The organism is Fredinandcohnia quinoae, assembly GCF_022427965.1.
In the GTDB taxonomy this organism is placed as follows: domain Bacteria; phylum Bacillota; class Bacilli; order Bacillales; family Bacillaceae_L; genus Ferdinandcohnia; species Ferdinandcohnia quinoae.
The window spans coordinates 23686-50641 of the sequence record NZ_JAKTTI010000033.1; the positions used below are offsets into that span (position 1 = coordinate 23686).

A 26956-nucleotide genomic window follows, 5' to 3' on the forward strand; every position below is an offset into this window, starting at 1 on the left:
CCCCTAGGTTGTATATGCCTTCATTATAAGGAGTTTGGTCAAATTTTCAAGTCCCTGATCTTTAATATCAGGTTCATCAAATACCATTGGTTTTGAGTTTACTTCATAGATAAAATAGGTATCAGCTTCTGTTCTACCAATATCTACTGAAAATTCACCAATGAATTCTTCGGTTTCAATCGAAAGAGTCTTCCCAATTTCATCTACAATCATTTTTAAAAGATTGATATTAATTCGGTTCTTTATCTCATTAAAGGCAATAATTTTCCCACCGTTTGGTACATGGGTCGTCACTTCTTGATCACCAGCTACTCTCACTCCTATACCGCTGATTACATATGAATCAATTTGAAAGTGGCATAGCAGCCTAAGATCATAACGTTTGCTATTAAAAGTATCAGATGAAATTCCTTCTTGAAGGATGAATTTATCATTTGAAAAAACACTTTCAAATTCTTTCCAGAACTGATCAAATGTTTGGAAGGTTTGATTGATTTTAGAGGATTGGATGGAAAAAGCATATTTATCAACTTTAAGTTGATATACCCCAATCCCTTTATGACCAGTGGAAGATTTTATATAGATATTTTGATAGTTGGAGAGCATTTCAAGAAGATGATCTCTCCCACTGAATAAGCTTGTGTAGGGCAGAAAAGTAGAAAGGAATTCATTTTTTATAAGAACTTCGTAAGTAGTCCATTTTGAAAAAAAAGAAGGGTTAAAATAGGGTACATCATTGTCCTTCAGATACTGAATGGTCTCAATGTAATCATCTGTTTTTTCAATTTGACGATACGGTATTCGATTATAGACTATGTCAGGAATGGGGATTTTTAACTTTATCCAACTTTTAAGTGGAGTGTAAAAAACAAAGCCATCCATGTAATCTTTATTAATAGATGAGGGAGTAATAACGACACCGAGAGCTCCTTTCGTTTGAAGGGATGTTAGAAGGCGCTGCAAATTTCTTATATTTCCCAAAAAGGCATTTTCATTAGTAGAATCCCCAGTAAGTATCGCAACAAGGGGACCTACTTTTTTTTCATTGTTAGCAAGATGAAAAGGGAGCAAATGTGTATGATTGCTCCCAAAATAGTCTATGGTTTGCTGTTTTTTCCCAAAAGTGTAGGTAGTTAATGAATCACGATGAAACCAATTTTTTGTTTGAGTATCATAATATATCGTTATCATTTGTAAACATCCTGTGGATTTTTAATTGTTTTCTCTGTTAAATGGACCGCATATTTTAATGATAATTGATTTGACAATGTGTCATATTTTTTTAATTTTGGATGTGCAAAGATAGATCGTCCAGGCTTTGAATTCGCCTCAAATAACCATACCTTCCCATTTTTATCAATACCAATGTCAAAACCAATTTCTCCAATATTCCCTTCTTGCTTCGTATCGATGACTTCACTTAACGTCAGTACTGTATCTTCAAGTGATTTTGTAATTCGTTGACATTCTGAACTGTCTTGGAAAATTTCATCTACGGTCCTTACTACCCCACCATTATTCAGATGTGTTGTTACACTACCACGACCAGAGATTTTGGCGGCAATTACACTAACCTGCCAATTCCCATTTTGATCTTTATTCGTATGAACACGAAAATCTACCGACTTATGGTTCAGTCGAATAAGTGTGATTCCTTGTTGAACAATGTAAGTATCTAAGCGTCTTTTTTGGAAAAGAGTATTGATAAGAGCTTCTAGAGTTGAAAATTTTTGAAGCCGGTTTACATCTTTGTCATCCCGATACCTACAATAATATGCTTCATCTTCTCGACTATAGAGAATTTGATAAATCCCCAATCCAAGACTTCCATTTGCAGGTTTTAAGTATACATGATGATATTTAGCAAGCATTTGCTCAATTAATGAGAATGAAGGATTTTTATGTGTTTCAGGTAAAAAGTCAGATACTTGATGTTCACTTTTTAGTATCTGATGGATTTCCCATTTATTGAAAAAACCAGGGTTAAACCATGGAATTAAATATTCATCATTCAGTCTTTGCTTAATTTTTTGTAATGAACGGAGACTTTCAGTTCTTCGGTTAGGAAGGCGATCATATATAACATTTGGAAATGGAACTTCTATCTGTTCCCAGCCATATTTATGGTAGAAGAATCCTTGAATAATTCCTTTTTCCCAATCGATATGTTGGGCCCCAAATATGAAAACAAACGCACCTACTGCTTTTTCAGCAGCAAGAAGCTTTGCGAAAAATAGTGATCTTTCACCAATTGGTCGTATGGTTGACTCACTGAATCCTGCTGTGAAAATACCGACCAAAGGACCGAGGTATAATGTATCGTCATGAAGGAAAATTTGTGTATTATTAGTGTACGGTATTTTTAACTCGTGAAAAATATCCTCTGTCATTTTAATCTCTTCAATTTCTTGATGTACGACTTTACATTTAATTGATGAAGCTCCAAATGCAACAGATTGAATCGTGGAGTTGGATTCAATTGTTGCAGGTATATATATAGTTCCTACCTCATCCGGTAGAATTGTAAGGGAAAGAGGTGCTATCACGTCATACAACTCCTTTATTTCAAATATTAATATTTAACTTATTCTCCAAGTACTTGCAGTAACGTAATGGTGCAGAATAAATATCATCATGATAGTTAGGGGAAGTTTTTAAAATCACTTTCCTTCCAGGTTTTGAATTTGAATCCAGAATCCATACAGAGCCATCGTCTGCCATCCCTAAATCAACCCCTAATTCAAACAATGGATGAAATGCATCTTCAAGTACGGCGGGTAGCCTGTTAATAATGGACTCAATATTTTCAACTAATAATAATTGTTGATCTTTCGGTAATGCCGAAATCCAATTATCAAATGATAGGATTTCACCGCCACTACCAATATTTGAAATAATTTGATCTGGGAGTCCACGTCTAATACCTCTGCCAGCTTCCTGCCAATGCCCCTGCTGATTTTTCTGTACTAAAATACGAATGTCAAATGGTCTTTTACTTTCATCCTGTAATGGTAGGTATGGTTGGAATAGATAATTTTGAGATGAAAATAAATGATCAAGCCACTTTGTTAGATCACTTCTATTAGAATACTGTTTTTTTAGTACTTTCTGATTTTCTGTATAAGTTGTTTCAACAAAGTTTTTGTGTAGAAAAAGGCGGAATATCCCTTTTCCCATCGAACCTAATTCTGGCTTAAGGATGAGTTGCTGCTCTTTCTTTAATTTTCGAATAACCTTTCCACTACTTGTGGCTCGCTCAGTAACGGGGACATATGGACTAAGTATTGAATCCTTTTTTAATGCTTGGAAAATATCCCATTTATTAGGAAGCCCGTGGCCTAAAAAATAGCATGTTGGTCGTTTTTTAAGCCAGCTCATAATCGGTTTACTTTTTTTTGAATGATCATTATTACTATAGAAGCATCGATCATATAAATAAGTTGGAATCTCAAAAAGTGCTTTCTGCCATTCTTGTGTTTGCTGATTGAAGACTTCTCCACGGACTTGTTCAGTAGTAGGCTGGATTGATGTTGGCGTAAAACGATACATCTGAATTTGAAATTGCTGTGCACGCTTAGCAATTTCAGTTGCATGCAAATTCTCCTGATGAGGGTATAAGCTAATAAAACCAAATGAGATCATGTTGAACTCTCCTTTCTTGTAGCCAAGAAAATACAATGATGAATAATTGCCTTCGCACTAGGCCGGATTTTTCCTGGAACCTTTTCTTGTTCCATATTTTTGGAAGGCTTTGTATTGACTTCGATAATAGCGGGTTTCCCATTTTCATCAAGTGCAAGATCAATTCCAAGCTCCGCGAAATAACCATTTGATGAGATATCGATAATTGATGCAATCTCCAGTGATAACTCCTGCATCATTTTTTTTATATGTGGAATTTTTTGTATATCAAAATTGGCATGTAATACTTCATTTATCTTCCTTATTTCTCCTCCTCGTGCAATATTTGAAACAAATTGGCCTTTGGAGGAAACTCTTGTTACGGCTGATGTAATTTCCCATTTATCATGTTTCTGCTTTTGACAAAGAAATCTAAAATCTAATGGTTTTTCATCGTATAATAGGAGTTGTAAGCATTCTTGAATAATAAAGGTTTTTTGGATGAAGCGTGATTTCAATGATTGAAATAAAGAATTAATACTAGGGTAGACGGTCTCTAAGTCACCAGAAAATGATGTGTAATCTAAAAAATAAGTGTGGTTATTCTTTTTTCTAATTCGAATAATATGTCTGCCTTGACTACCATGAACAGGTTTGACAAAAATACACTCATGTCTTTCAATCATTTCATATAAGCTATTTTTATTTGTTAAAAGGTGGGTGTCAGGTAGGTAAGGTAGTAAGTGATCATTGGCTTGGAGAATTTCATGAACCTCCCATTTATTTAAAAAATGATCATTAAAAATGGGAATATGATGTTCATTCAATTGATCTGTGAAGGATATAAATTGATTTGATTGTTCCTTCTTTCTTGAATGAATGCGATTGTGAACGACCTCAGGGTAAGGAACAACTGTCTTTGTCCACACAGAATTAATGAATAGATAGCCACTATTTTCTTTAAAGGTTTTTAATGAGGTAACATAAAACAATACTCCCACTTGATGTGAATAAATTGCCATTTCGGCACAAAACTCATCGATGGAGCCAAAGGAAATTTTATTCTCTTTTTCATGAATCTCGGTTAGGACACATACAATTGGTCCAATTGAAATTTTATCTTTAGCTATTTTTTGAATTGATAAAGTAATTTCTTCAATTGGAAGATTCAGGCTGCCTAAAAGGGAATGAGAGCCGTATATAATATCTTCACTCTCTTTTATAGATACGATTTCAACTAGTGCACTATTCCTACTACAAAATAGTTCGATATATTTTTGGGTTTGAAGTGACAAACGCTGCACGATATTTTCACTTATTTTTATTTCTTTATTTGTTAACTGTTCATCAGGAACAGGTATAATCTCAATTACAATTTTCTCTGTCATATGATAACCCCATTTGCGTAACTTGAAAGACAAGCTCTATAATGGATAAAGTGAAAAGCATATAGATGTTATTAAATATCTAGCTCCAGCGCCTAAGGATAAGGCGGCTTGCGCATTTCTAATTGTCTAGCTCCAGGCGCCTTACGCATTTCTAATTGGGCTAATGCTGATATGAGTATCGTATGATAATACATAAAAATCTGTGAGCGGAATCTTGAAATTTGAAAGGTGATGTATATGGAAGGATTAATATTAATACTGTTTATGGTTGTGATTGGTGCAATTATTGGGGGAGTAACAAATCATTTGGCGATTAAAATGTTATTTCACCCTTATAAAGCAATCTATATTGGTGGGAAGAGGCTTCCTTTTACACCAGGTTTAATTCCGAAACGCCGAGACGAGTTAGCTAGACAGATGGGAAAACTTGTTGTGGAGCATTTGTTAACACCCGAAAGCATCAAGAAAAAGCTTCGGGACGAGAGCTTTGTTAACGGGATGGAGACATGGGCAAAGGAAGAAGCGGAGAGACTATTAGCTTCTGATAAAAATATAATCCAAGTTGCTGAATTTTTTGGAGTACAAAATCTTGATCGTAAGACAGAAGAAAAAATCCTAACTTTTATTGAGAAGAAATTTGTTGAGTTAAGTAATAAATTTCGTACGAAAGAAATTGGAGAGGTTCTACCTGTTGGGCTAATAGAAAAAATTGAAATGAAATTTCCTGATATTGCAAATTATATTGCAGATAAAGGAATTGATTATTTTGAAAGTGAAGAAGGAAAACGTCGATTAGGAAAAATGATTGATGATTTTCTGGCGACCCGTGGGATGCTTGGAAACATGGTTCAAATGTTTTTAGGAAATTCAAGCATGGTAGACAAGGTACAACCAGAGATTATAAAGTTTTTAAGCAATCCTGGAACAAGAGAGCTTTTAGTATCATTAATCGATAAAGAATGGAATAAGGTTAAAGCATGGGAATTTGGAAAGGTTGAGGAATTAATTGGCTCAGATAAAATTCTTTCAATTGTAAAAAAACAGACTAGAAATCTATTACCGATTAGTACATATTTTGAGAGGCCAGTTTATTCACTTTTACAACCATTTAAAGATAGACTAATTAACGAGGGAATTCCAAAAGTTATTTTATTAGCTGGAGAAATGCTAGCTAACCGAGTTGAAAAGATGATGGAGCGTCTTCATCTAGCTGATATTGTCAAGAACCAAGTAGAGACTTTTTCTGTAGACCGACTAGAGGAAATGATCCTTTCAATTTCTAAACGTGAATTTAAAATGATCACCTATTTAGGTGCATTGCTTGGAGGAATTATTGGGGTATTTCAAGGCGTAATCGCTTTGTTTATGAATTGACTTACGTCTAGAGAAGAATTTTCTGGAATAGTTTGGTATAGTGGAAAGGTATCTTTTTGTATGAATATTAAAAGAATGAAGGAGGATATGTGATGACTGTAAATTTATACGATGTTGCATATAGTGTAGAAAAGGCGATAAGAGAAAGTGAAGAATTTAGAAATTTAAAGCAAATGTACGCTGAAGTTAATAATGATGAACAAGCTAAAAATATGTTCGAGAAATTTCGTGATATCCAATTGGGGCTTCAGCAAAAACAAATGATGGGCGAGGATATTTCAGAGGAAGAAGTTATGCAAGCACAACAACAAGTTGCACTTGTTCAACAACATGATAAAATTACTAAATTAATGGAAGCAGAACAACGAATGAGTATGATCATTGGTGAATTAAACCAAATTATTATGAAGCCATTAGAAGAACTATATGGTCCGATGACTGAAAAGTAAGCTATGAAACTCTACAGAAATGTAGGGTTTTTATTTGTTCTATTGCCTTTCGTTAATTCATAACCATATATATAGGAACGCAACACCTAGAAGGAGGATCCAACTATGTATAGGTTACTTGCAATAAATATTGATGGAACATTATTACGTCCAAATGGTCGGTTGCAAGCTGGTACGAAGGAAGCAATTGATTTTGTCCGGAATAAGGGAGTATATGTAACTCTTGTTACAAGAAGGAATTTTCCATCAGCAAAGAAGATTGCGAAAGCATTAAAGCTAGATTCATTACTCATTACACATAATGGTGCATTTGTTAGCTCAACTCTTGAAGAACCAATGTTTGAACGACGAATTTCAGAGGAAAAAACATTTAATATCGTTCAAGTACTTGAAAATTACAAATGTAATATTCGCTTATTACATGAGAAGTTCTCAATAGGAAATCGAATGAAATTCCCGGGGAATTTAATGGCGAAAGCTGTATTTGGTTCAGGTGATCCACTTTTTTATCCAATGCAATTTGTTGATTCATTAGGGGATTCACTCCGAGATAACCCCGTTGCTCCGCCTAAGATTGAAGTGTTCTGTCAAAATGAGAGTGAGCTCCGACATGTGGAGGATACGTTAAAGGACCATTTTGAAGGAATTCGAATTGAGGCTGTAGATGGGAAAAAGCTTGAAATTGTTCCAGTTGGTGTTTCAAAGCTAAATGGACTTAGAGCACTGGCGTATCATCTAGACATCCCACTGCAGAAAACAGTAGCCATTGGTGATTCTCCAGATGATATCGAGATGATTGCAGCTGCAGGATTAGGTGTAGCCATGTGGAACGCACCAAAAGAAGTGAAATTTGCAGCAGACTGGGTCACACGTTCTAATAATATGAACGGTGTCTCCTATATGATTAAGGAGCATTTTAGAAAACAACAACGAATTGAATTTTTAAAGCAAATTAAAATTGAGAAATAGATGATTTGGGTCCCACAATTTTTGATTGTGGGTTTTTTCTTGAGCGAGAGAAATATTTGAGAGTGCGTGCATATATCCGAGTGAGCGCGCATATATCCGTGAGAACATGCAAATACCTGCGTGAGCGAGCAAATATCTGAGAGAACGTGCAAATATCCGAGTGAGCGCGCATATATCCGTGAGAACGTGCAAATACCTGCGTGAGCGAGCAAATATTTGAATGAGCGCGCAAATACCCCTGTGAACGTGCAAATATTTAGCTGAGCGCACATATATCTATGCAAATGCGCATAAATCCAGTGAATTGCACATATCTTGCTTACCAGTCCGCATTTTCGCAGAAGATTTAGCGATCTACCCCACAGCATTTTGCAAGTTAATCAAATTTCCTGAAAAATATTACCTTTTTTATTCATATTGATAAAAAAACCTTTATTCTGTACACTAAAATAAGCTAATTTTAGAAAAGGTGAACAAAAAATGCGTATTTTATTTAGAGGAATAGAGGACGAACGATTTATTCGACCCCTACAATTAATAACAAATCTTTTTTATGAAGAAAGTGAAATATCAATTACAGCTTTAGAGGATCCCAGCTTAATAATAGAGCTTATTTGCAAACAAGATGGAAACAACATCTCCTCAAATGCAAAGCTAATCGAAGTGACAACCGGAAAAACATATGAAGCGAACTATGCTAAGGATTTTCCTCCATTCGAAAATGAAAAGAAACGTTTCATTCAAGTAAAACGTTCTGCTACATTTGTCTATGTTAAGGTTCTAGAAGAATTAACAGGAATGATCCAGCCTTGGGGAGTACTCACAGGAATTCGACCGACGAAACTACTCCATAAAAAACTGCACGAGGGCATCTCGCAACAAGATGCGCATAAGCAATTAAAAGAAGATTACTTAATCACTGATGATAAAATTGACCTCATGCAGCATATTGTTGACCGTCAGCTAGCAATGGTACCTGATTTATATGATCTTCAAAATGAAGTTAGTATTTATATAGGCATCCCATTTTGCCCAACGAAATGTGCGTATTGTACATTTCCAGCTTATGCAATTAATGGAAAACAAGGGTCAGTCGATTCTTTTCTAGGTGGACTCCATTATGAAATGCGGGAAATTGGCCGCTGGTTAAAAGACAATCAAGTTAAAATTACAACTGTCTATTATGGAGGGGGAACTCCAACAAGCATCACTGCTGAAGAGATGGATTTGTTGTATGAAGAAATGGTTCAGTCATTTCCTGATGTTGAAAATATCCGAGAAATTACAGTAGAAGCAGGTCGTCCAGACACAATCACACCTGAAAAGCTTGATGTATTGAAAAAGTGGAATATTGACCGGATTAGTATTAATCCACAATCATATATCCAGGCAACATTGAAAGCAATCGGACGTCATCATACGGTTGAAGAAACGATTGATAAATTCCATCTTGCACGCCAAATGGGCATGAATAATATAAATATGGATTTAATTATTGGATTACCGGGCGAAGGTATTGAAGAATTTGATTACACTCTATCCGAAACTGAAAAACTGATGCCTGAATCATTAACCGTCCATACCCTTTCTTTTAAACGTGCATCTGAAATGACAAAAAACAAAGATAAGTACAAGGTTGCCGACCGTGAAGAAATTACACAAATGATGAATAATGCATCCACATGGACGAAAGAGCATGGCTACGTCCCGTATTATTTATACCGAATGAAAAATATTCTAGGGAATTTAGAGAATGTGGGCTACGCATTCCCAGGACAAGAAAGCATTTATAACATCATGATTATGGAAGAGCAACAAACAATAATCGGCCTTGGCTGTGGCGCTGCAAGTAAGTTCATTGATCACCAGACTGGGAAAATTAATCATTTTGCAAATCCGAAAGATCCAAAATCGTATAATGATAGCTTTATTGATTATACAGAAAAGAAAATAAAAATTTTAGACGAGCTTTTCACGACTACAAACTCTCAATCTTAGGAATGGGAGTTTTTTTATTTAGAAAATTTTGAAATTTAACAGGATATTTCATTATAAATGGAGAATTAATCTACTATTAGTCCCATATAAAGTTAACAGAGTACATTTTTAATATTTTAATTCTGTAAGCGTTTTCCTAAAGCGATAGGAGGTAACCGAATGTATGTTAGTATTGGCAGGCTATTCGAGCAGACTGTGTCGAAATACCCAAAAAAGGAGGCGTTGGTTGATGTAACAAAAGGGCTTCGGTGGACTTATGAACAATGGAACAATGAAGTTAACAAATTGGCAAATGCCTTCATTTCATCAGGTGTCAAAAAAGGTGACCGGGTTTCTACATATTTATTTAATAATAGTGAATTAGCAACAACCTATTTTGCATGTGCAAAAATAGGCGTCATTTTAAATCCAATTAATTTCCGGCTTAAATCACAGGAGATTGCATATATCATAAATGATGCAAGTCCAAAAGTATTCATATTTGAGAAAATGCTTGAGCCTAATATTGCTGCAATTGCAGAAGATTTTCCACAAACTTCTTTTTGGTATATCGAAAATGACACCCCAACCTATGCTGATAACTACTATGAGCGTATCGAACACACTTCAACGAAATCACCCAAAGTAGATGTTTCTGAAAATGATGTATATGCAATCATGTACACGAGTGGTACGACTGGAAAGGCGAAAGGAGTTATGCATCGACACCGCGATATGGTTGAGCAAAGCATTACTTGTATCGCGGCAAAACGATTAACTCCAAATGACCGTGGTCTTGTAATGGCACCAATGTTTCATTGTGCTGAGCTTCATTGTTGTTTTCTACCTCGTGTACATGTCGGTGCCAGTAATATTATTGTCCATCATTTTGAGCCGAAACAGGTTTTACAAGTAATCGAGGATGAGAAGATTAGCGAGTTCTTTGGTGCTCCAACAATGTGGAATATGCTCCTTCAAGAGAATTTAGAACAATATAATATTTCAACTTTAAGACTCGGCTTATATGGCGCCGCACCAATGGCACCTGTATTAGTAAAAGCGTGTAAGGAAAAATTAGGTACCGATCTTATTCAAGCTTATGGAATGACCGAGATGGGTCCGGCAATTACATTCCAATTTGAGGATGAACAATTAACAAAGGCAGGTTCTGCTGGAAAAGCATGCTTTAATCATGAAATTCGTGTCGTTCGACCAAATGAGGATGGACCATCAGATCCAGAGGATTTATTACCACCATTTGAAGTTGGTGAAATAATTGTTCAGGGACCAAGCACAATGATTGGTTATTTTAATCGAGAAGAAGAGACTGAGAAAGCATTGTATAAAGGTTGGTATCATTCTGGGGATTTAGGTTATTTAGACGAGGATGGCTATTTGTTTGTTGCCGATAGGGTTGATGATATGGTCATTAGCGGTGGTGAGAATGTCTACCCACGTGAAGTAGAGGATGTATTGTATGAGCATGCTGGAATTCTAGATGTTGCTGTTTTGGGAGAACCACATGAAAAATGGGGAGAAATGGTAGTTGCGGTTGTTGTTAAAAAAGATCCAGCGCTTACTGCAGATGAGCTAGAAGTATTCTGTAAAAATAATGAAAAACTAGCAAATTATAAACGGCCTAGAAAATATATTTTCGCTGATCAGCTTCCGCGTAATGCAAGCGGAAAAATACAAAAATTCCTCTTGAGGCAGCAATTTAGCCCTGATTCAGCAAATGTAAAATAAATAGGAGGATTCCCGATGACAGCAAGGTACTTACAGGAGGAGCATCATATTTTTCGTGACGCTTTTCGAAAATTTTTAGATAAAGAAGCATATCCATATTTTAATGATTGGGAAGATACTGGCATCATTCCAAGATCATTTTGGGCAAAAATGGGGGATAATGGCTTCCTTTGTCCTTGGGTTGATGAAAAATTTGGAGGCTTAAATACTGACTTCGGCTATTCTGTCGTCATTAATGAAGAACTTGAAAAGGTAGGCACAAGTCTAATCGGTATAGGCCTTCATAATGATATTGTTGTTCCATATATAAATGAATATGGGACAGAAGAACAAAAGAAAAGATGGCTGCCAAAATGTATTTCTAGTGAGTACATTACCGCAATTGCGATGACCGAGCCTGGTGCAGGTTCAGATCTCGCGGGAATTGGCACAACAGCTGTAAAAGATGGCGACCATTATATTGTAAATGGTCAAAAGACTTTTATAACAAATGGGATCCATGCAGACTTGATATTAGTTGTATGCAAAACGAATCCAAAGGAAAGACATAAAGGAATTAGTTTACTAATGATAGAAAGGGACACGCCCGGTTTTTCAAGAGGAAGAAAGCTAGAAAAAATCGGTTTGCATGCACAGGACACCGCAGAATTAATATTTGAGGATGCAAAGGTTCCTGTGGAAAATTTATTAGGAAAGGAAGGAGAGGGCTTTTATTACTTAATGAAGCAGCTGCAACAAGAACGATTGCTCGTTTGTATTTCCGCTCAAACAGCAGCTGAGGTGATGCTAAAGCTAGCAATTAAGTATGTTAAGGAAAGGCAGGCTTTTGGGAAATCAATCAGTCAGTTTCAAACTGTACAATTTCGTCTTGCTGAAATGGCAACAGAGATTGAGATAGGTCGGACTTTCTTAGATGATTTAATTGAGCAACATATTGAAGGTAAGGATGTCGTAACGAAGGTCTCAATGGCAAAATGGTGGCTTACAGATATGGCGAAAAAGGTTGCATCCGAAAGTATGCAGCTCCATGGTGGCTATGGCTATATGGAGGAATATGAGATTGCAAGAAGATACCGCGATGTTCCAGTTTCAGCGATTTACGCAGGAACAAATGAAATTATGAAGACGATTATTGTAAAGAATATGGGGCTTTGAGAAAAGGGTAAAACAAGTGGTGCAAAAACTCGAATCACCACTGAAAAAGGGTAAAGGTGGAAACTCAGGTGGTGCAAATAGCCGAATCACCACTGGAAAAGGATAAAGGTGGAAACTCAAGTGGTGCAAAAACTCGAATCACCACTGAAAAAGGGTAAAGGTGGAAAAATGGTGGTGTAAATAGCCGAATCACCACTGGAAAAGGATAAAGGTGGAAAAAATGGTGGTGCAAAAGCCAGGATCACCACCAAAAAAGGATGAAGGTGGAAAGTCCAGTGGTGCAAATAACCGAATCACCACCACGAGGTTAAAAGCAGGTGTTGGGGGGCATATGCAAGAAACATCTCGTAAAGGGGGAAATACGAGCAACTGTACTTTTATTTCAAAAATTAATTAATTGGGGGAATTTAAAATGATGAATGTACCATTACTTGTCTCATCAATGCTCGAGCGCGCGGAAAAATATTTTCCAAAGAAAACGGTTATTTCAAGAACGTCAACCGGAATCGTTACACACACCTACAAGGAAATCGGTGAAAGGACAAGGAGGCTCTCAAGTGCACTCCAAAAATTAGGTGTACAAAAAGGTGAGCGTGTTGGGACATTAGCGTGGAATCATCACCGTCATCTAGAGGCTTATTTTGCAATACCTGGTATCGGCGCAGTGCTACATACAATTAACATTCGCTTAGCACTTGCCCATGTAGTATACATTATCAACCACTCTGAAGATAAGGTATTGCTAATTGATGAGGATATTCTACCTCTTATTGAAGCTGTAAAGGATAAATTACCAGCTGTTCAGGCTTTTGTGATCATGACAGATAAAGAGGAGTTACCAGAAACAACTTTGGAGCCAGTCTATCACTATGAAAAATTATTAGAAGAAGGAAACCCGGATTTTGAGTTTGAGAAAGATCTAGATGAAAATGACCCAGTTGGAATGTGTTATACGTCAGCAACAACAGGCAATCCAAAGGGAGTCGTATATTCACATCGCGGAATGGTATTACACAGTATGGCCTTAGGATTAGCTGATAATGCTGGTCTGTCGGAAAGCGATATTGCAATGCCGGTTGTTCCGATGTTCCATGTTAATGCTTGGGGACTTCCTTTTGCAGCAACATGGTTTGGAACGACACAAGTCATGCCAGGTCCATATTTTACCCCGAAAGTTCTTGCAGAGCTTATTGAATCACAAAGAGTAACAACTACAGCTGGAGTACCGACAATTTGGCTTGGACTTCTAAATGAATTAGAACAAGGTAACTATGATACTAGCAGTGTTAACCGAATTTTATGTGGAGGTTCAGCTGCACCAAAGGGAATGATAAAGGCATTTGAAACAAAATATAAAATACCTTTTATCCATGCATATGGGATGACAGAAACAACTCCACTCGTTTCCGTATCTAGGTTAAAAAGCTATCAACAGGATTTATCTACTGAAGAACAACTTGAAATCCGCTCAAAACAAGGAGGACTTGTGCCAGGAGTCGAGATGAAGGTCGTTGGAAAAGATGGAGAAGTGTCTTGGGATGGAAAGGAAATGGGCGAATTATTACTAAGAGGTAACTGGATTGCGGATGAATATTATCGGGATGAGCGTACGAACGATGCATTTAGAGATGGGTGGCTACACACTGGTGATGTGGTAACCGTTGATGAAGAAGGTAATATAAAAATTGTTGATCGTACAAAGGACTTAATTAAGAGTGGTGGCGAATGGATTTCATCAGTTGATATTGAAAATGCATTAATGGCTCATGAGGGTGTATTTGAAGCTGCAGTTGTGGCTGTTCCACATGAAAGATGGCAGGAACGCCCAGTTGCTTGTGTTGTTTTAAAGGATGCTGCCAAAGATAATCTGCAAAAAGAGGATCTGTATGAGTTCTTAAAACCACAATTTGCAAAATGGTGGCTGCCTGATGATATTGTATTCCTTGATGAAATTCCAAAAACATCTGTTGGAAAGTTCCTCAAGATGGCATTACGCGAAAAATTAAAGGAACATCTAACAGAGATAAAGTGAAACTTCAATCAGAAGGGGGTTCTATCCCCTACTGATTGATAGTTGAACCAATCGGGCTTTTACTGGCAGTTATCCCCCACTTAAGCTTTGAAGTGGGGATTTTACTGCCAGTTAATGCGGGATAAATTAATCATCATTAGCCACCCTATTGAAAAATGGGGTGGCTTAAATAATCCGAAAATTATATCTATTATTTTGATATAATTGTATAATAATAGCAGAAACGATTAGGAGGTTGGATAATGACAACTGAAACAGTATTTTTACATATGGATAATAGGATTGCACATCTAACATTGAATCGACCACAAGTATTAAATGCGATGGACGTTGATATGTTAAAAGAGCTTGTTCAAAAATTAAAGGAAGTAGCAGTAAATGATGAAATTGATATTTTGATATTATCAGGGAGTGGACGTGGTTTTTCAGCAGGCGGTGACATTAAATCAATGCTTAGTTCCTCGGATGAAAGTGCTTTTTCACCAATAATGGAAACGATTTCAGAAATGATGACGACTTTGTACACGATGCCAAAACTGGTAATTAGTGCAATCCATGGACCGGCAGCCGGCCTAGGTCTTAGCTTCGCATTAGCGGCAGATTATATCATTGCAGATACACATTCTGTATTAGCAATGAACTTCATTGGCATTGGCCTTATTCCAGATGGTGGAGGCCATTTCTTCATGCAAAAGAGATTAGGTGAATCAAAGGCGAAGCAGGTTATTTGGGATGGGAAGCAAATGTCTGCAGATGAAGCATTGACATTGGGGCTAATTGATGAGGTTGTTAGGGAAGACCTTCAAGGTGCAGTTCTTAAAAAAGTAAGCAATTGGTTAAAGAAACCGGTAAAAGCAATGGTGCAAACAAAGTTAATTTTAGCTCAGTCCAGCTTGCCAGAATTAGAAAAAATACTAGAATTAGAGAAGCAAGGACAACAAGCTATGAGAAGAACTGCTGACCATCAAGAAGGAATCAGTGCATTTTTGGAAAAGCGACAACCAAATTATGTAGGCAGATAATAAAAAGGTTACCGTTTTCGGTAACCTTTTATCGATGAAACAACACGAGTTTTCCTGCAGAACTTGTGCAACGGTGGGTAGCTTCTAAGAAGTCCTTTTCTTTTAGCTTTGCTTCTCCAACTTCTTTTGCCTCTTTTTCTGTAGCGGCTTCAAAAGATTCCTCTAAAAGTTTTTCGCCGCTTTTATCAAAAACAGTTAATACATAATTCATGTTCAATTCCCCTTTTGTAAAAAATTCTAATGATAGTTAAAGTGTAGTTGATTGGGAATTTTCATGCAATAAAAAAATAGATTGGATATGTTATGATTAGTTGGTGAAAAAATTGAAACTTTCTAAGAGGAATTTCGTATTAAGAAGTGGCAAGGGAGGAATACAAATGTCATTACAATTACAAAATGTGACGAAACGCTTTGGGAATTTTACTGCTGTCGATAATTTATCAATTGAAATTCCTGAACGAGAAATGTTCGGGTTTTTAGGGGCGAATGGAGCGGGAAAAACAACAACTTTTCGAATGATCCTTGGATTACTAGACGCTACTGATGGAAGTATTTTATGGGATGGTAAAAAAATAGATTATAGCACGAGTCATCTTGTTGGATATTTACCTGAAGAGAGAGGGTTGTACCCTAAAATGAAGGTACGGGAACAGCTTGTGTATCTTGCTAGATTAAGGGGAATGGAAAAGCAAGAAATCTTAAAGCAAGTTGATTATTGGTTAGAACGGTTCAAAGTGCCGGAATATGCTACAAAAAAAGTAGAGGAATTATCAAAAGGGAATCAACAAAAAATCCAATTTATCGCATCTGTCATTCACAAACCTCAGCTTCTTATTCTTGATGAGCCATTTAGTGGCCTTGATCCGGTGAATGTAGAACTTCTTAAAGAGGCTGTTCTTGATTTGAAAAATAATGGAACATCTATCGTGTTCTCAAGCCATAGGATGGAGCATGTAGAGGAATTGTGTGAGCATTTATGTATTATGCACCATGGAAAGCCGGTTGTTCATGGGTCACTAAAGGAAATAAAACGTTCTTTTGGAAAGAAAAATGTAATCGTTCATGCTGATTTTGATCTAAGTCATCTAAAGGATATTCCCGGTGTGACAAAATCGAAAAATACTGCGGAAGGATTGCATCTGCAGGTTGAAAGTGAAGCAATATCGCAGAAAATCCTCGAGTCCATAAGCGGAAAAGGATTTGTTCGGAAATTTGTATTAGAAGAGCCTTCACTTAATGATATTTTTATCGAAAAGGTAGGTGCTTCTTATGAATAAGTTTTGGATCATTTTATTCCATACGTATTTATCAAAATTAAAAACAAAATCATTTATCATCACAACGATTATTACTGCACTTCTTGTACTAGGGCTTACAAATATTGAAACAATTATTAAAGCATTTGATAAAGACGAAGTTAAAAATATTGCGGTAATCGATGAGACTGGTCAACTATATGCTCCATTTGAACAGACTTTTTCTACAATGTCTTCTGAATTACAAATCAAAAAATTTGAAGGTACAAAAGATGATGCAGAGAACAAAGTAGATGAGGGTGAATATGAAGGTATCCTTGTTTTATCTGAAAGTGAAGAAGGTCTACCACAAGGGGTATATAAGGCACCATCAATTACAGACTCAGATGTATATGGACAGCTTGAACAAGCATTACAGCAATTAAAGGTCGCGATTGCAACTGAAAAAGCGGGGCTAAGCCCAGAACAAATTACAGAGCTGTATGCACCAGTTACCTTTGATAAAGTTGCATTATCTGAGAATGCGAAAACTGAAGATGAGTTGAATCAAGCACGTGTTTTAGTATATATTTTATTATTCTTTATTTATTTTGCGGTAATTATGTATGCAAGCATGATTGCGATGGAAGTAGCGACTGAGAAATCATCACGAGTTATGGAAATATTAATTTCAAGTGTCTCACCGATTAAGCAGATGTTCGGGAAAATACTAGGAATTGCATTACTTAGTTTGACACAGGTTGTAGTTATTGTAGGCATTGGTTTTGTTTCTATAAAACAAAGCATGAGTAAGACTGAAGGCGGCATTTTTGAAGCCATTGGATTTGACAGTCTCCCTGTATCTACTTTTGTATATGCAGTTGTGTTCTTTATATTAGGCTATTTTTTATTCGCAACATTAGCGGCATTCCTAGGATCATTAGTAAGTAGAATCGAGGATGTCCAACAAATGATTACACCGATGACAATGTTAATCATTGCAGCTTTCATGATTGCAATGTTTGGATTAAGTACTCCTGAAGCATCATTTATTAAGGTTACATCCTTTATTCCATTCTTTACACCAATGATCATGTTTTTACGTGTTGGGATGCTGACCATTCCAGCATGGGAAATTGGATTGAGTATTGGAATACTCGTATTAACAATTGTATTATTAGCTATTTTTGGGGCTCGTGTATACCGTGGCGGTGTTCTCATGTACGGGAAATCCTCTTCATTCAAAGATATTAAAAAAGCATTACAGCTTACGAAAAATGAGAAATAGAAATAGTGAAACACGTACTCTTTAAGAGGGTACGTGTTTTTTTATTAATTTCCTCCAACCAAGAACGTGCATTCGTATTTTAGAGGTGGTAGAATAGAGATACTAATTGATTAGGAAGGAAAGTTGTGATGTTGTCACTCACTTTTTTACATATTGCTGATTTACATTTGGATAGCCCATTTGTCGGGCTACAAAAGCTGCCATCAAGATTATATAAGAGACTACAGGAAAGTACTTTTATTTCTTTTTCGAAATTAATCAATGTTGCGATTGAGAATAAGGTTGATTTTGTTGTTATTTCAGGAGATTTATTTGACGGTGAAGATCGTAGCTTGCGGGCGCAATCCAGGTTCCGTAAAGAAATGGAACGCTTACAGAAACATCACATATCGGTATATCTCATTCACGGTAATCATGATCATTTAGGCGGTAGCTGGCCACACTTTGAGTGGCCATCGAATGTCCATGTCTTTTCAAGCTCAAATGTGGAGGTAAAGACCTTTGTAAAAAATGGCGAAGTCCTAGCTAATTTATATGGTTTTAGCTATTTGACAAAAGCTGTCGTCGAAAATAAAACCTCATCATACTTAAAACAAGAGGGACCACCATTTCATATCGGTCTCTTACATGGAAGTATGGAAGGTGAAAATGAACATAGTCGCTATGCCCCATTTTCCATAAGGGATCTTCAACATAAGGGCTTTGATTATTGGGCACTTGGTCATATTCACAAACGCCAGATTTTATCTGAGAATCCATTGATTGTTTACCCAGGAAATATTCAGGGAAGGCATCGTAAGGAGATGGGTGAAAAAGGGGGATATCTTGTAAAACTATCCAATTCGGGAGTTTCCTATACGTTTATCCCAACTGCAGAAATTATTTGGGAATATTCTCAAATCGATATTTCGCAAATAACTACCTATGATCAGTTACTAGATCACTGTTTTAAAAGAATAGAAGAATTACGTAGAGATCAGCAAGGTATATTGTTAACAATAGAATTTACAGGGGGAAGTATATTACATAATCAGCTTTTAGATAAAGGCTTGATGGATGATTTATTAGCTGTATTAAATGAGGAAATAGAGGATGAGAATTTTATTTATATTTGTTTGATAAAAATAAAAAGTCAGCTCCTAATTGATCGTAGCAAGCTAAAACAAGAATCCCATTTTGTAGGAGATCTACTTGAAAGTATTGATAGATATCAAGGGTTTGATGAGGCTCTATCACCTCTACATCTCCACTCAGGAGCTCGAAAGTTTTTAGCTGGCTTCTCAAAGGAAGAATTAGCGGAAATCTTAACAGATGCTGAAAACTATATTTTACAAGAAATTTATAAAACGAAGCGGGGGTGAGCACGCTGAAAATTATTGGACTACATGTATATGGTTATGGGAAGCTAGAGAACTTAGAAATTAGCAACTTTTCATCGAATATACAAGTGATTTATGGTAAAAATGAGGCTGGTAAATCAACGTTGATGTCTTTTATTCATAGTATTTTATTTGGATTTCCAACTAAGCTTCAACAAGAGCAAAGATATATACCAAAAAGAGGGATGAAGTACGGTGGTAAACTAATTGTCCTAACTGAAGAACATGGGACAATTATCATCGAACGGATTCCGGGAAAGTCAACAGGAGATGTAACGATTTATTTACCTAATGGAATGACCGAAGGGGAGGGGTTTCTATCTAAGCTCGTCAACGGTATGGACAAGAAGTTCTTTCAAAGCATTTATTCCTTTGATATCCATGGCCTTCAAGGGGTACAGCACTTGAAAAGTGAGGATTTAGGTAGATTCCTTTTTTCTTCGGGTGTAATCGGAACGGATGCCCTCATGTCCTTACAGCAAAAGTTAACAAAGGAAAAAGAAGCATTATTCAAACCAAATGGAAAAAAGCCTCTTTTAAATGCCGAGTTAATAGATTTGAAGGAAGATCATAGCCAGCTCATGAGGTGGCAGGAGAAGAATAATTCCTACCAATTTTTACTTGAGCAACAGCTTAATCTTGAGAAAAAATTAACAGAAAATGAATTTCAAAAAAATTCATATCAAGTACAAATAAGAGATAGCGAGCGTTTTCAATCAATACAACCTATTCTTTCTGAATATGAGCTTTTAGCAATTCAAATCAATCAATTGCCAGCTTTTGAGCCTTTCCCTGAGGATGGCTTGCATAAATTAGATCAATTGCAAGCACAATTAAAGCCATATGAGGCGCAATTATCAGCATTAACTACCCAAAGAAATGAGTGGCAGAAAGGTCATGCTGCTATTAATCTAGATTCAGAATTCCTAACCTATGAAACTACGATTATTGGGTTGAGCTCAAAAAAAGGAATGTTTGAGGAAAAGCAGTACAGACTACAGGCTGCAAAGGATTCACATCAACAATTAAAAGACGAAGTTCAAAAACAAAAAGAGCTTTTGCGTATTGAAATTAAAGAAGATGAAATTCTGTCATTTGATACAAGCATATCTGCAAAAGAAATGTTCTCAACTGTAGTTTCTGAAGTAGAACGTTCCAAACAGCGAAAGGAATTTCTAGATGAAAATTTTAATAGGGCTAAAGATGCAATTGAAAATTGTGAAGCAATCATTAATGAATTAGAGAAACAGGTTCTGCCAGAAAGTGAGAGAAATACTCTAGAAGAATTCATTGAATTAGAAAAAGAGAAGAGTGAAATCGAAAAGGAAAAAAGATTTCTTAATGATGAAATGAGTAGAATCGACAAAAAAATGGATTCACTTACGAAGCAAGTTAAGGGTCGTAAACGCAAGATTAATATCCTATTTGGTATCATTGGGATAGCCCTCCTATCTGCTGCTGTTTATGCGATTGTAATAGCCGAGTGGCTGTTCGGTATATTATCAATTTTTTTAATGCTATTACTATTGCCGATTGCAAAATTGATTGGCTCTCAAGCCGAAACAAACTTCATCCAAGAGTTGAAAAAGGATAAATTACATTTACTAAAAAGGTTAGCCAGTTTGGATGAACAGCTTTCAAGTGTAAAAGGAACGAACAATCATGATGCTACCGTATCTCTGATGAAGGATCAACAAATTAGACAGCGTCTAGAAGTTGAAAAAGCCTCATACAAACAATATGAACAATTATATGAGAAGGTATTGGTAAGCTATGAAGAATGGGAAAGTAGTAGTTTTGAAGTCAATGAGAAGTCAAAAGTACTAAAAAAGAAATACAAGCTACCACTTGATATATCAAATGAGCTTTTACTAGATGCTTATCAATTGCTAGAAGGATTAAAAGGGAAAATTCAACAAAAGGAACGTAACGGTATTGAAATTCAAATGCTCGAAGATGAGGTCAAACAATATCAGAACAAAGTACAAAATATATGTAGTCATCTTAAGATAGTCATTGACGATCCGTTTTTAGCGATAGATACTGTCGTGTCTAGGCTTCTCGAAGAAAAACATAAACAAGAACAAGTTTTACAATTTGAAAGAAAGATTGAAGAGGTATCAGAAAGAATCACACATTTGGAATTGGAAGTAGAACATCTCAGAAAAGAATGCATCTTGTTATGGAATCAAGCAGAAGTCGCAACTGAAGATGAATTCCGCGCAAAAGGCCATGCTTCTGATCATGCGAAAGATATCAAAAAGAAGATGAGTATTTTAAGAGCACAGTTAGATCGTTACGGGGAAATAGTTGAGAAATGTCAGGTTCATCAAAATTACCAAATGATGATAGAAGAAGGAACAACAAGACTTGAACAGCTTGCATTGCAGGAAAAGGAATGTCAACTGCAATTATCGGAAATTAAGCTTAGAATAGAAGAACTTGAGGAAGGGGGCACATACTCAGAACTGCTGCATTCCTTTGAAGGTAAAAAATCAATTGCTCGTGAATATGCAAAACAATGGGCAGTATATGCGGTGGCCAAGGATCTTTTGACAGGGTCGGTTGAGAAATATCGTAAGGAACGGCTTCCGATGGTTTTGAATCAAGCTGAAAAATACTATCACCTTCTTACAGATGGGAAGTATGTTAGGATTTTTCCAGCAAATGAAGATGATGGGTTTCTTGTTGAAGGGAAAAATGGAGTACGTTATAAGCCAAATGAATTGAGTCAGGCAACGGCAGAACAATTATACATTGCTTTACGATTTGCATTAGCTGGTACCATGCACCCAAACCAAAAGTATCCATTTATTATCGATGATAGTTTCGTAAATTTTGATTCTTTACGATTAGATCAAACTATCCAATTATTAGAGGAAGTTTCAAAAGATCATCAAGTATTGCTATTTACTTGCCATCAACACATGGTAGATAAATTTCAAAGCGTGGAGCCATATTTTTTGACTTAGAATACTAGTTATCTATGTTATAATTTCGATACTATCATTTTATTTCAGGGGGAATGAACAATGGTAAAAGGGATTGTCCATTACGAGGTAGGGAATCAAGTAGATATTTTTTTATTAGTCAAATCAGCTTCAAAAGGGATTGCTAGTAATGGAAAGCCATTTTTAACCCTGATCTTACAAGATCAAAGTGGTGAGATTGAAGCAAAATTATGGGATGCAACACCAGAGGATGAAACATCATATGCTGCCCAAAATATTGTCAAAATCTTAGGTGATGTTAATAGCTACCGTGGAAAAAATCAGTTAAAAATCCGCACGATTAGACCAGCGACGGATTTAGACGGAGTGCAGTTATCAGATTTTCTAACAGTTGCCCCCATTAAAAAGGACGTAATGGCTGATAAAATTAATCAATATATTTTTGATATGAAGAACTCAAATATTCAGAGGATCACAAGGCATTTATTAAAAAAACATCAGCACTCATTTTTTGAGTATCCTGCTGCAACGAAGAATCATCATGAATTTATATCAGGTCTTGCTTATCATGTCGTTTCGATGCTCGACTTGGCAAAATCGCTTGCAACGCTATATCCATCATTGGATACTGATCTATTATACAGTGGCATCATCCTTCATGACCTCGGCAAGGTTACTGAATTATCTGGACCAGTCTCAACAAGTTATACCATTGAAGGAAACCTATTAGGTCATATTTCAATTATGGTGAATGAAATTGGACAAGCAGCAAAAGAGCTTGGGATTGAAGGTGAGGAAATAACAGTACTCCAGCATATTGTGCTCTCCCACCACGGAAAGGCAGAATGGGGGAGTCCGAAACCGCCAATGATTAAAGAGGCCGAAATTCTTCATTATATCGACAATCTAGATGCAAAAATGAATATGCTTGATCGTGCATTAGAACGGGTAAAGCCTGGAGAATTCTCTGACCGCGTATTTGCTCTAGATAACCGAAGTTTTTATAAACCAACCTTTCAGAATTAATACCTCATACCTCGAACGATTTCATCAATCGTTCGAGTTTTCTTGTTTTCATGGTAAATTTATATATAATACGTATTGAGGTGAACAAAATGGCACGAGAGCGTAAATTTTCTACGGATGAATTATTTCAAGAAACAAAGCAACTTCTACTTCAAAATGGTTATGAAGGATTTACTTTTAGCCTTTTAGCTGATCGATTAAATGTGGCAAGAGGTACCCTGTACAAATATTATGAAAATCGCGATGAGTTAATTACTGATTATATGATTTATGAAATGAAGCAGTTTTTAACTAATTTAAAAGTCATACATGAATATCGAGGATTTACTTCTCAATTTGATTTCCTGTTAGATTTTATATTAATGCATCATGAAGTTCCTCAAATGATTGGAATTGCACGTCATATTCCAATAGACAGTAATGAAAAGGTAAAAGCGAACAGAGCTACACTCGATCAACTTCATTTAGATATGTATACTCAACTGGGGGCATTTATTCAGTTAGGAAGAGATGAAAGACTTTTAAAGCCAACGATTCCTGATGGATTAATTTTAGGTATGATCTTTCAAACAATTGCTATTCCTAATCATTCCGGTGTACCACAATCAGAATGGATTCAATCTATCAAGGAAATTATAAGTCATGGAATGTTCACAAATATATAAATTGACACACACGTCACTTTGAAAGATAATTTAAGTGGCAATAGTGTTTATTTATATATTACGTAAAGTGACATTGGTGTCATTAAAAATGTTTTAGCAGTGAGGAGATATAAAAAATGAAGTCAATAATTAATAAGATTACTGACCGAGTAACAACGAAAAAAGGCATGTGGATTACGCTTGGAACTTGGCTATTGATTACCATGTTATTAGCAGTTTTTGCCCCGAGTGCAAAGGACTATGAGGTTTCAAGTATTGATTCAATTCCTGATGATGCAAAATCTACAATTGCTCAAAATAAGGTAGATGAATACTTTAAAGATGAAGATGCAATTCCAGCGATTCTTGTTTTTCAATCCACTAAAGATGAGGTTGAGTTAACGGAAATTGCAACGATTCTGGAAAAAATAAATGAGGAAAATATAAAAGGAATAAAAGATATCATACCTTTAGCCTCATTACCACCACAAGCAACAGCTGGCTTTTTCTCTGATGATCAAAAAACTGTCGTTATACCATTGACCTTTGAATCCTCTCTTGAGAATAAAGAAATAAGGGATTCAAAAGAAAAAATACAAGCTCTCGTCAAAAAAGAATCAGATCTGAAATTGTATGTAACAGGACCTGCAGGTATTGCTACTGATACATTGGATCTATTTTCAAGAGCAGACCTTGTATTACTTTTTTCAACAGTTGGTCTAATACTCGTATTATTAATCGTTATTTACCGTTCACCATTGCTTGCATTAATTCCATTACTTGCAGCAGTATTCGTGTATGAAGTTGTATATCAAGTGCTCGGATTAATGGGTAAAGCTGGATTAGTAATGAATAATCAGACCCTTTCGATTATGACAATCCTTCTATTTGCAGCAGTTATTGATTACTCATTATTTGTGTTCTCCCGTTTCAGAGAAGAGTTAAAGCATTATGATAATAAGTATGATGCAATGAAACATGCAATGAGAGAAACTGGCTTACCTGTATTCTTTTCAGGTGGAACAGTTTTAGCGGCAATGCTAGTTTTATTCTTTGCACAATTTGGAGACTATCGAAACTTTGCGCCTACTTTTGGTACGACAATGGTAGTTATTATGGCGGCTTCAATAACACTTGTTCCAGCATTATTTACTCTATTTGGAAGAAAATCATTTTGGCCAAAAGTTCCTCATGTAGGGGATCCAACCATTAAGACTAGTTCAATTTGGAGCAAAATTGGCCGTTTTGTTGTAAAAAAACCAATTTTATCTGTTGTAGTAATTGGTGTTATTCTGTTGGTATCTGCTAGTAATATGTTTAATTTAAAGTATGGGTTTGATACGATGAAGTCTTTTCCAGATGATATGCCATCAAGACAAGGGTATGAAATACTAGAAAAGGAATTTCATAAAGGTGATCTTGCACCAACAACGGTGTTGTTTGAATCAAAAGAAACAATTACTACTGATGAGCAAGAGCAATTGAGAAGTTCCCTTGAGAATGAAGAGCTTGTAAGTACTGTTCGGATGAGTGGAACTGCAGATGACGATAAAGTAGTGAAATATAGTCTGACGTTTGAAGAGAGTCCTTATTCGGTTAAGTCAATGGATGCAATGGATAAGTTGATCGATCATGCAGATAAAATTGTTTCTAACAATAACCTTAATGGTGATCTATATTTTGCTGGTGAAACAGCGATGAAAGTCGATGATCGCTCAATTAATAATCGGGATCTGATCCTGATTGTGTTATTAGAATCAATATTGATATTTCTAATGTTAATTATTCTTACAAAATCAGCTAAAATGCCAATCTATATGTTGGGAACAATCTTAATTTCATTTCTAGCAGCAGTTGGCTTAGGAATGTTTTTAAGCAATCTATTCTTTGACATTGATTCAATAAGTAATCGTGTACCACTCTATTCGTTTGTATTTTTAGTTGCACTTGGAATCGATTATAATATTATTTTAATTTCGAGATTCCAGGAAGAGCGAAGGAAGCATTCTGTGAAAAAGGCGGTAGAAATAGCTGTTTCAAGTACTGGTGGTGTCATTTCATCAGCAGGAATTCTGCTTGGAGCCACCTTTGCTGTATTAATGACACAGCCTGTTGAAATTTTATTTGTATTTGGATTCATCGTAGCTGTTGGAATATTAATGGATACATTCCTAATTCGAGGGATATTACTACCTTCATTAATTGTTTTATTTGAAAAGGATAAAAAACCCGAGGTTGAATCATCAAAATAGTATTGCGTAAAAAACGGTAGTCATTGGACTACCGTTTCAGATTGTCGACAAAAGGCATCGAGAGGACTCCCTTTCGGTGTCTTTTGTCAATTTGGGATGGAATTGCGATTAAAATACGTTGATTTCCGCTCCAGGTGTTTGCTTTCCGGGGGGCGTTCGCCGAGCCTCCTCGGCGCTCCCGCTTCTGCGGGGTCTCGCCTGTAACGCTAATCCCCCAGGACAAGGAAGGCAACGGCAGCGTAAGCATCGCACGAAGAAAATGCATAGCATTTTCGAGGAGTCAAACACCTGCCGCTCCAATCAACTAGTTGAGCACTTTCAAGCAGATTGCCAAGTCCAATTTGCTAATTTTTTTCGTGTATTTTATATATGCCATATTTGTTTCAATTTCTCTTATGGTTTGACGCATGGAACGTATACCAAATATGTATTGTATGAAGATCATCTT

At 36.2% G+C, this 26956-nt stretch carries 21 protein-coding genes and 1 pseudogene; 16 read left to right on the forward strand and 6 right to left on the reverse strand.

The genetic code is table 11. The annotated features are described in order from the left end of the window. Positions 1–3: 3 nt before the first annotated feature. The 4 genes from MJG50_RS17290 to MJG50_RS17305 are packed head-to-tail and all read right to left on the reverse strand — an operon-like array spanning position 4 to position 5009. The gene (locus MJG50_RS17290; protein ID WP_240257011.1) at positions 4–1191 is read right to left on the reverse strand and encodes a YheC/YheD family endospore coat-associated protein; all 1188 of its coding nucleotides are present in this window, start codon (positions 1189–1191) and stop codon (positions 4–6) included. Beyond that, entirely contained in the window at positions 1188–2546 is a 1359-nt protein-coding gene (locus MJG50_RS17295) for a YheC/YheD family endospore coat-associated protein (RefSeq protein ID WP_240257012.1), read from the reverse strand. The genes MJG50_RS17290 and MJG50_RS17295 overlap by 4 nt, the downstream gene beginning before the upstream one ends. Before the next feature lie 19 nt (positions 2547–2565). Beyond that, positions 2566–3642: a YheC/YheD family endospore coat-associated protein gene (locus MJG50_RS17300; RefSeq protein ID WP_240257013.1), complete on the reverse strand. Its 1077-nt coding sequence runs from the start codon at positions 3640–3642 to the stop codon at positions 2566–2568. Next, entirely contained in the window at positions 3639–5009 is a 1371-nt protein-coding gene (locus MJG50_RS17305; RefSeq protein ID WP_240257014.1) for a YheC/YheD family endospore coat-associated protein, read from the reverse strand. Before MJG50_RS17305 ends, MJG50_RS17300 begins: the two co-directional genes overlap by 4 nt. A gap of 237 nt (positions 5010–5246) precedes the next feature. On the opposite strand from MJG50_RS17305, the gene MJG50_RS17310 reads away from it, so the two are divergent. The 9 genes from MJG50_RS17310 (at position 5247) to MJG50_RS17350 (ending at position 15733) form a co-directional block, all read left to right on the forward strand. Continuing rightward, a complete protein-coding gene (locus MJG50_RS17310) occupies positions 5247–6383 on the forward strand; it encodes a DUF445 domain-containing protein (protein WP_240257015.1) in 1137 nt (378 codons plus the stop codon). Positions 6384–6475: 92 nt separating this feature from the next. Next, positions 6476–6832 carry a YlbF/YmcA family competence regulator gene (locus MJG50_RS17315; protein WP_240257016.1) on the forward strand — a complete coding sequence of 119 codons (357 nt, stop codon included), beginning with the start codon at positions 6476–6478 and terminating at the stop codon, positions 6830–6832. A gap of 105 nt (positions 6833–6937) precedes the next feature. Further along, the gene (locus MJG50_RS17320; protein ID WP_240257017.1) at positions 6938–7801 is read left to right on the forward strand and encodes a Cof-type HAD-IIB family hydrolase; all 864 of its coding nucleotides are present in this window, start codon (positions 6938–6940) and stop codon (positions 7799–7801) included. A gap of 480 nt (positions 7802–8281) precedes the next feature. Then, positions 8282–9799 carry a coproporphyrinogen III oxidase gene (locus tag MJG50_RS17325; RefSeq protein ID WP_240257018.1) on the forward strand — a complete coding sequence of 506 codons (1518 nt, stop codon included), beginning with the start codon at positions 8282–8284 and terminating at the stop codon, positions 9797–9799. 159 nt (positions 9800–9958) lie between these two features. Next, on the forward strand, positions 9959–11524 hold the full coding sequence (locus tag MJG50_RS17330) for a fatty acid--CoA ligase (protein ID WP_240257019.1): 1566 nt from the start codon (positions 9959–9961) through the stop codon (positions 11522–11524). A gap of 15 nt (positions 11525–11539) precedes the next feature. Next, positions 11540–12679, forward strand: coding sequence for an acyl-CoA dehydrogenase family protein (locus tag MJG50_RS17335; RefSeq protein ID WP_240257020.1), 1140 nt, complete (start codon positions 11540–11542; stop codon positions 12677–12679). A gap of 223 nt (positions 12680–12902) precedes the next feature. Continuing rightward, the gene (locus MJG50_RS17340; RefSeq protein ID WP_240257021.1) at positions 12903–13076 is read left to right on the forward strand and encodes a hypothetical protein; all 174 of its coding nucleotides are present in this window, start codon (positions 12903–12905) and stop codon (positions 13074–13076) included. Positions 13077–13091: 15 nt separating this feature from the next. Next, positions 13092–14711, forward strand: a complete 1620-nt coding sequence (locus tag MJG50_RS17345) for a long-chain fatty acid--CoA ligase (protein WP_240257022.1) — start codon at positions 13092–13094, stop codon at positions 14709–14711. Positions 14712–14953: 242 nt separating this feature from the next. Further along, on the forward strand, positions 14954–15733 hold the full coding sequence (locus MJG50_RS17350) for an enoyl-CoA hydratase (protein WP_240257023.1): 780 nt from the start codon (positions 14954–14956) through the stop codon (positions 15731–15733). 28 nt (positions 15734–15761) lie between these two features. Here the strand turns inward: MJG50_RS17350 and MJG50_RS17355 are convergent, their stop codons facing one another. After that, entirely contained in the window at positions 15762–15944 is a 183-nt protein-coding gene (locus tag MJG50_RS17355) for a YhzD family protein (protein ID WP_240257024.1), read from the reverse strand. Positions 15945–16110: 166 nt separating this feature from the next. Here MJG50_RS17355 and MJG50_RS17360 point away from each other — a divergent pair, with 166 nt between their 5' ends. The 7 genes from MJG50_RS17360 (at position 16111) to MJG50_RS17390 (ending at position 26508) form a co-directional block, all read left to right on the forward strand. Continuing rightward, the gene (locus MJG50_RS17360; protein WP_240257025.1) at positions 16111–17010 is read left to right on the forward strand and encodes an ABC transporter ATP-binding protein; all 900 of its coding nucleotides are present in this window, start codon (positions 16111–16113) and stop codon (positions 17008–17010) included. Then, positions 17003–18256 (forward strand): ABC transporter permease, encoded by a 1254-nt coding sequence (locus tag MJG50_RS17365; protein WP_240257026.1) that lies wholly within the window; start codon positions 17003–17005, stop codon positions 18254–18256. The genes MJG50_RS17360 and MJG50_RS17365 overlap by 8 nt, the downstream gene beginning before the upstream one ends. A 128-nt stretch (positions 18257–18384) precedes the next feature. Beyond that, complete coding sequence (locus MJG50_RS17370; RefSeq protein WP_240257027.1) at positions 18385–19617, forward strand: metallophosphoesterase family protein; 1233 nt, start codon at positions 18385–18387, stop codon at positions 19615–19617. After that, positions 19614–22607, forward strand: a complete 2994-nt coding sequence (locus tag MJG50_RS17375) for an ATP-binding protein (protein WP_240257028.1) — start codon at positions 19614–19616, stop codon at positions 22605–22607. The genes MJG50_RS17370 and MJG50_RS17375 overlap by 4 nt, the downstream gene beginning before the upstream one ends. A gap of 60 nt (positions 22608–22667) precedes the next feature. Then, a complete protein-coding gene (yhaM, locus tag MJG50_RS17380; RefSeq protein ID WP_240257029.1) occupies positions 22668–23612 on the forward strand; it encodes a 3'-5' exoribonuclease YhaM in 945 nt (314 codons plus the stop codon). 89 nt (positions 23613–23701) lie between these two features. Next, complete coding sequence (locus MJG50_RS17385) at positions 23702–24277, forward strand: TetR/AcrR family transcriptional regulator (protein WP_240257030.1); 576 nt, start codon at positions 23702–23704, stop codon at positions 24275–24277. Between the two features lie 116 nt (positions 24278–24393). Further along, the gene (locus MJG50_RS17390) at positions 24394–26508 is read left to right on the forward strand and encodes an MMPL family transporter (protein WP_240257031.1); all 2115 of its coding nucleotides are present in this window, start codon (positions 24394–24396) and stop codon (positions 26506–26508) included. 367 nt (positions 26509–26875) lie between these two features. Here MJG50_RS17390 and MJG50_RS17395 read toward each other — a convergent pair. Beyond that, positions 26876–26956 (reverse strand): annotated as a pseudogene (locus MJG50_RS17395) (transposase); the annotation flags it as partial.

Coding starts and splice junctions, on each gene's coding strand:
- MJG50_RS17290 (WP_240257011.1), bottom strand. CDS start 1,191: ATGATAACGATATATTATGATACTCAAACAAAAAATTGGTTTCATCGT.
- MJG50_RS17300 (WP_240257013.1), bottom strand. CDS start 3,642: ATGATCTCATTTGGTTTTATTAGCTTATACCCTCATCAGGAGAATTTG.
- MJG50_RS17305 (WP_240257014.1), bottom strand. CDS start 5,009: ATGACAGAGAAAATTGTAATTGAGATTATACCTGTTCCTGATGAACAG.
- MJG50_RS17310 (WP_240257015.1), top strand. CDS start 5,247: ATGGAAGGATTAATATTAATACTGTTTATGGTTGTGATTGGTGCAATT.
- MJG50_RS17315 (WP_240257016.1), top strand. CDS start 6,476: ATGACTGTAAATTTATACGATGTTGCATATAGTGTAGAAAAGGCGATA.
- MJG50_RS17320 (WP_240257017.1), top strand. CDS start 6,938: ATGTATAGGTTACTTGCAATAAATATTGATGGAACATTATTACGTCCA.
- MJG50_RS17325 (WP_240257018.1), top strand. CDS start 8,282: ATGCGTATTTTATTTAGAGGAATAGAGGACGAACGATTTATTCGACCC.
- MJG50_RS17330 (WP_240257019.1), top strand. CDS start 9,959: ATGTATGTTAGTATTGGCAGGCTATTCGAGCAGACTGTGTCGAAATAC.
- MJG50_RS17335 (WP_240257020.1), top strand. CDS start 11,540: ATGACAGCAAGGTACTTACAGGAGGAGCATCATATTTTTCGTGACGCT.
- MJG50_RS17345 (WP_240257022.1), top strand. CDS start 13,092: ATGATGAATGTACCATTACTTGTCTCATCAATGCTCGAGCGCGCGGAA.
- MJG50_RS17350 (WP_240257023.1), top strand. CDS start 14,954: ATGACAACTGAAACAGTATTTTTACATATGGATAATAGGATTGCACAT.
- MJG50_RS17355 (WP_240257024.1), bottom strand. CDS start 15,944: ATGAATTATGTATTAACTGTTTTTGATAAAAGCGGCGAAAAACTTTTA.
- MJG50_RS17360 (WP_240257025.1), top strand. CDS start 16,111: ATGTCATTACAATTACAAAATGTGACGAAACGCTTTGGGAATTTTACT.
- MJG50_RS17365 (WP_240257026.1), top strand. CDS start 17,003: ATGAATAAGTTTTGGATCATTTTATTCCATACGTATTTATCAAAATTA.
- MJG50_RS17370 (WP_240257027.1), top strand. CDS start 18,385: ATGTTGTCACTCACTTTTTTACATATTGCTGATTTACATTTGGATAGC.
- yhaM (WP_240257029.1), top strand. CDS start 22,668: ATGGTAAAAGGGATTGTCCATTACGAGGTAGGGAATCAAGTAGATATT.
- MJG50_RS17385 (WP_240257030.1), top strand. CDS start 23,702: ATGGCACGAGAGCGTAAATTTTCTACGGATGAATTATTTCAAGAAACA.
- MJG50_RS17390 (WP_240257031.1), top strand. CDS start 24,394: ATGAAGTCAATAATTAATAAGATTACTGACCGAGTAACAACGAAAAAA.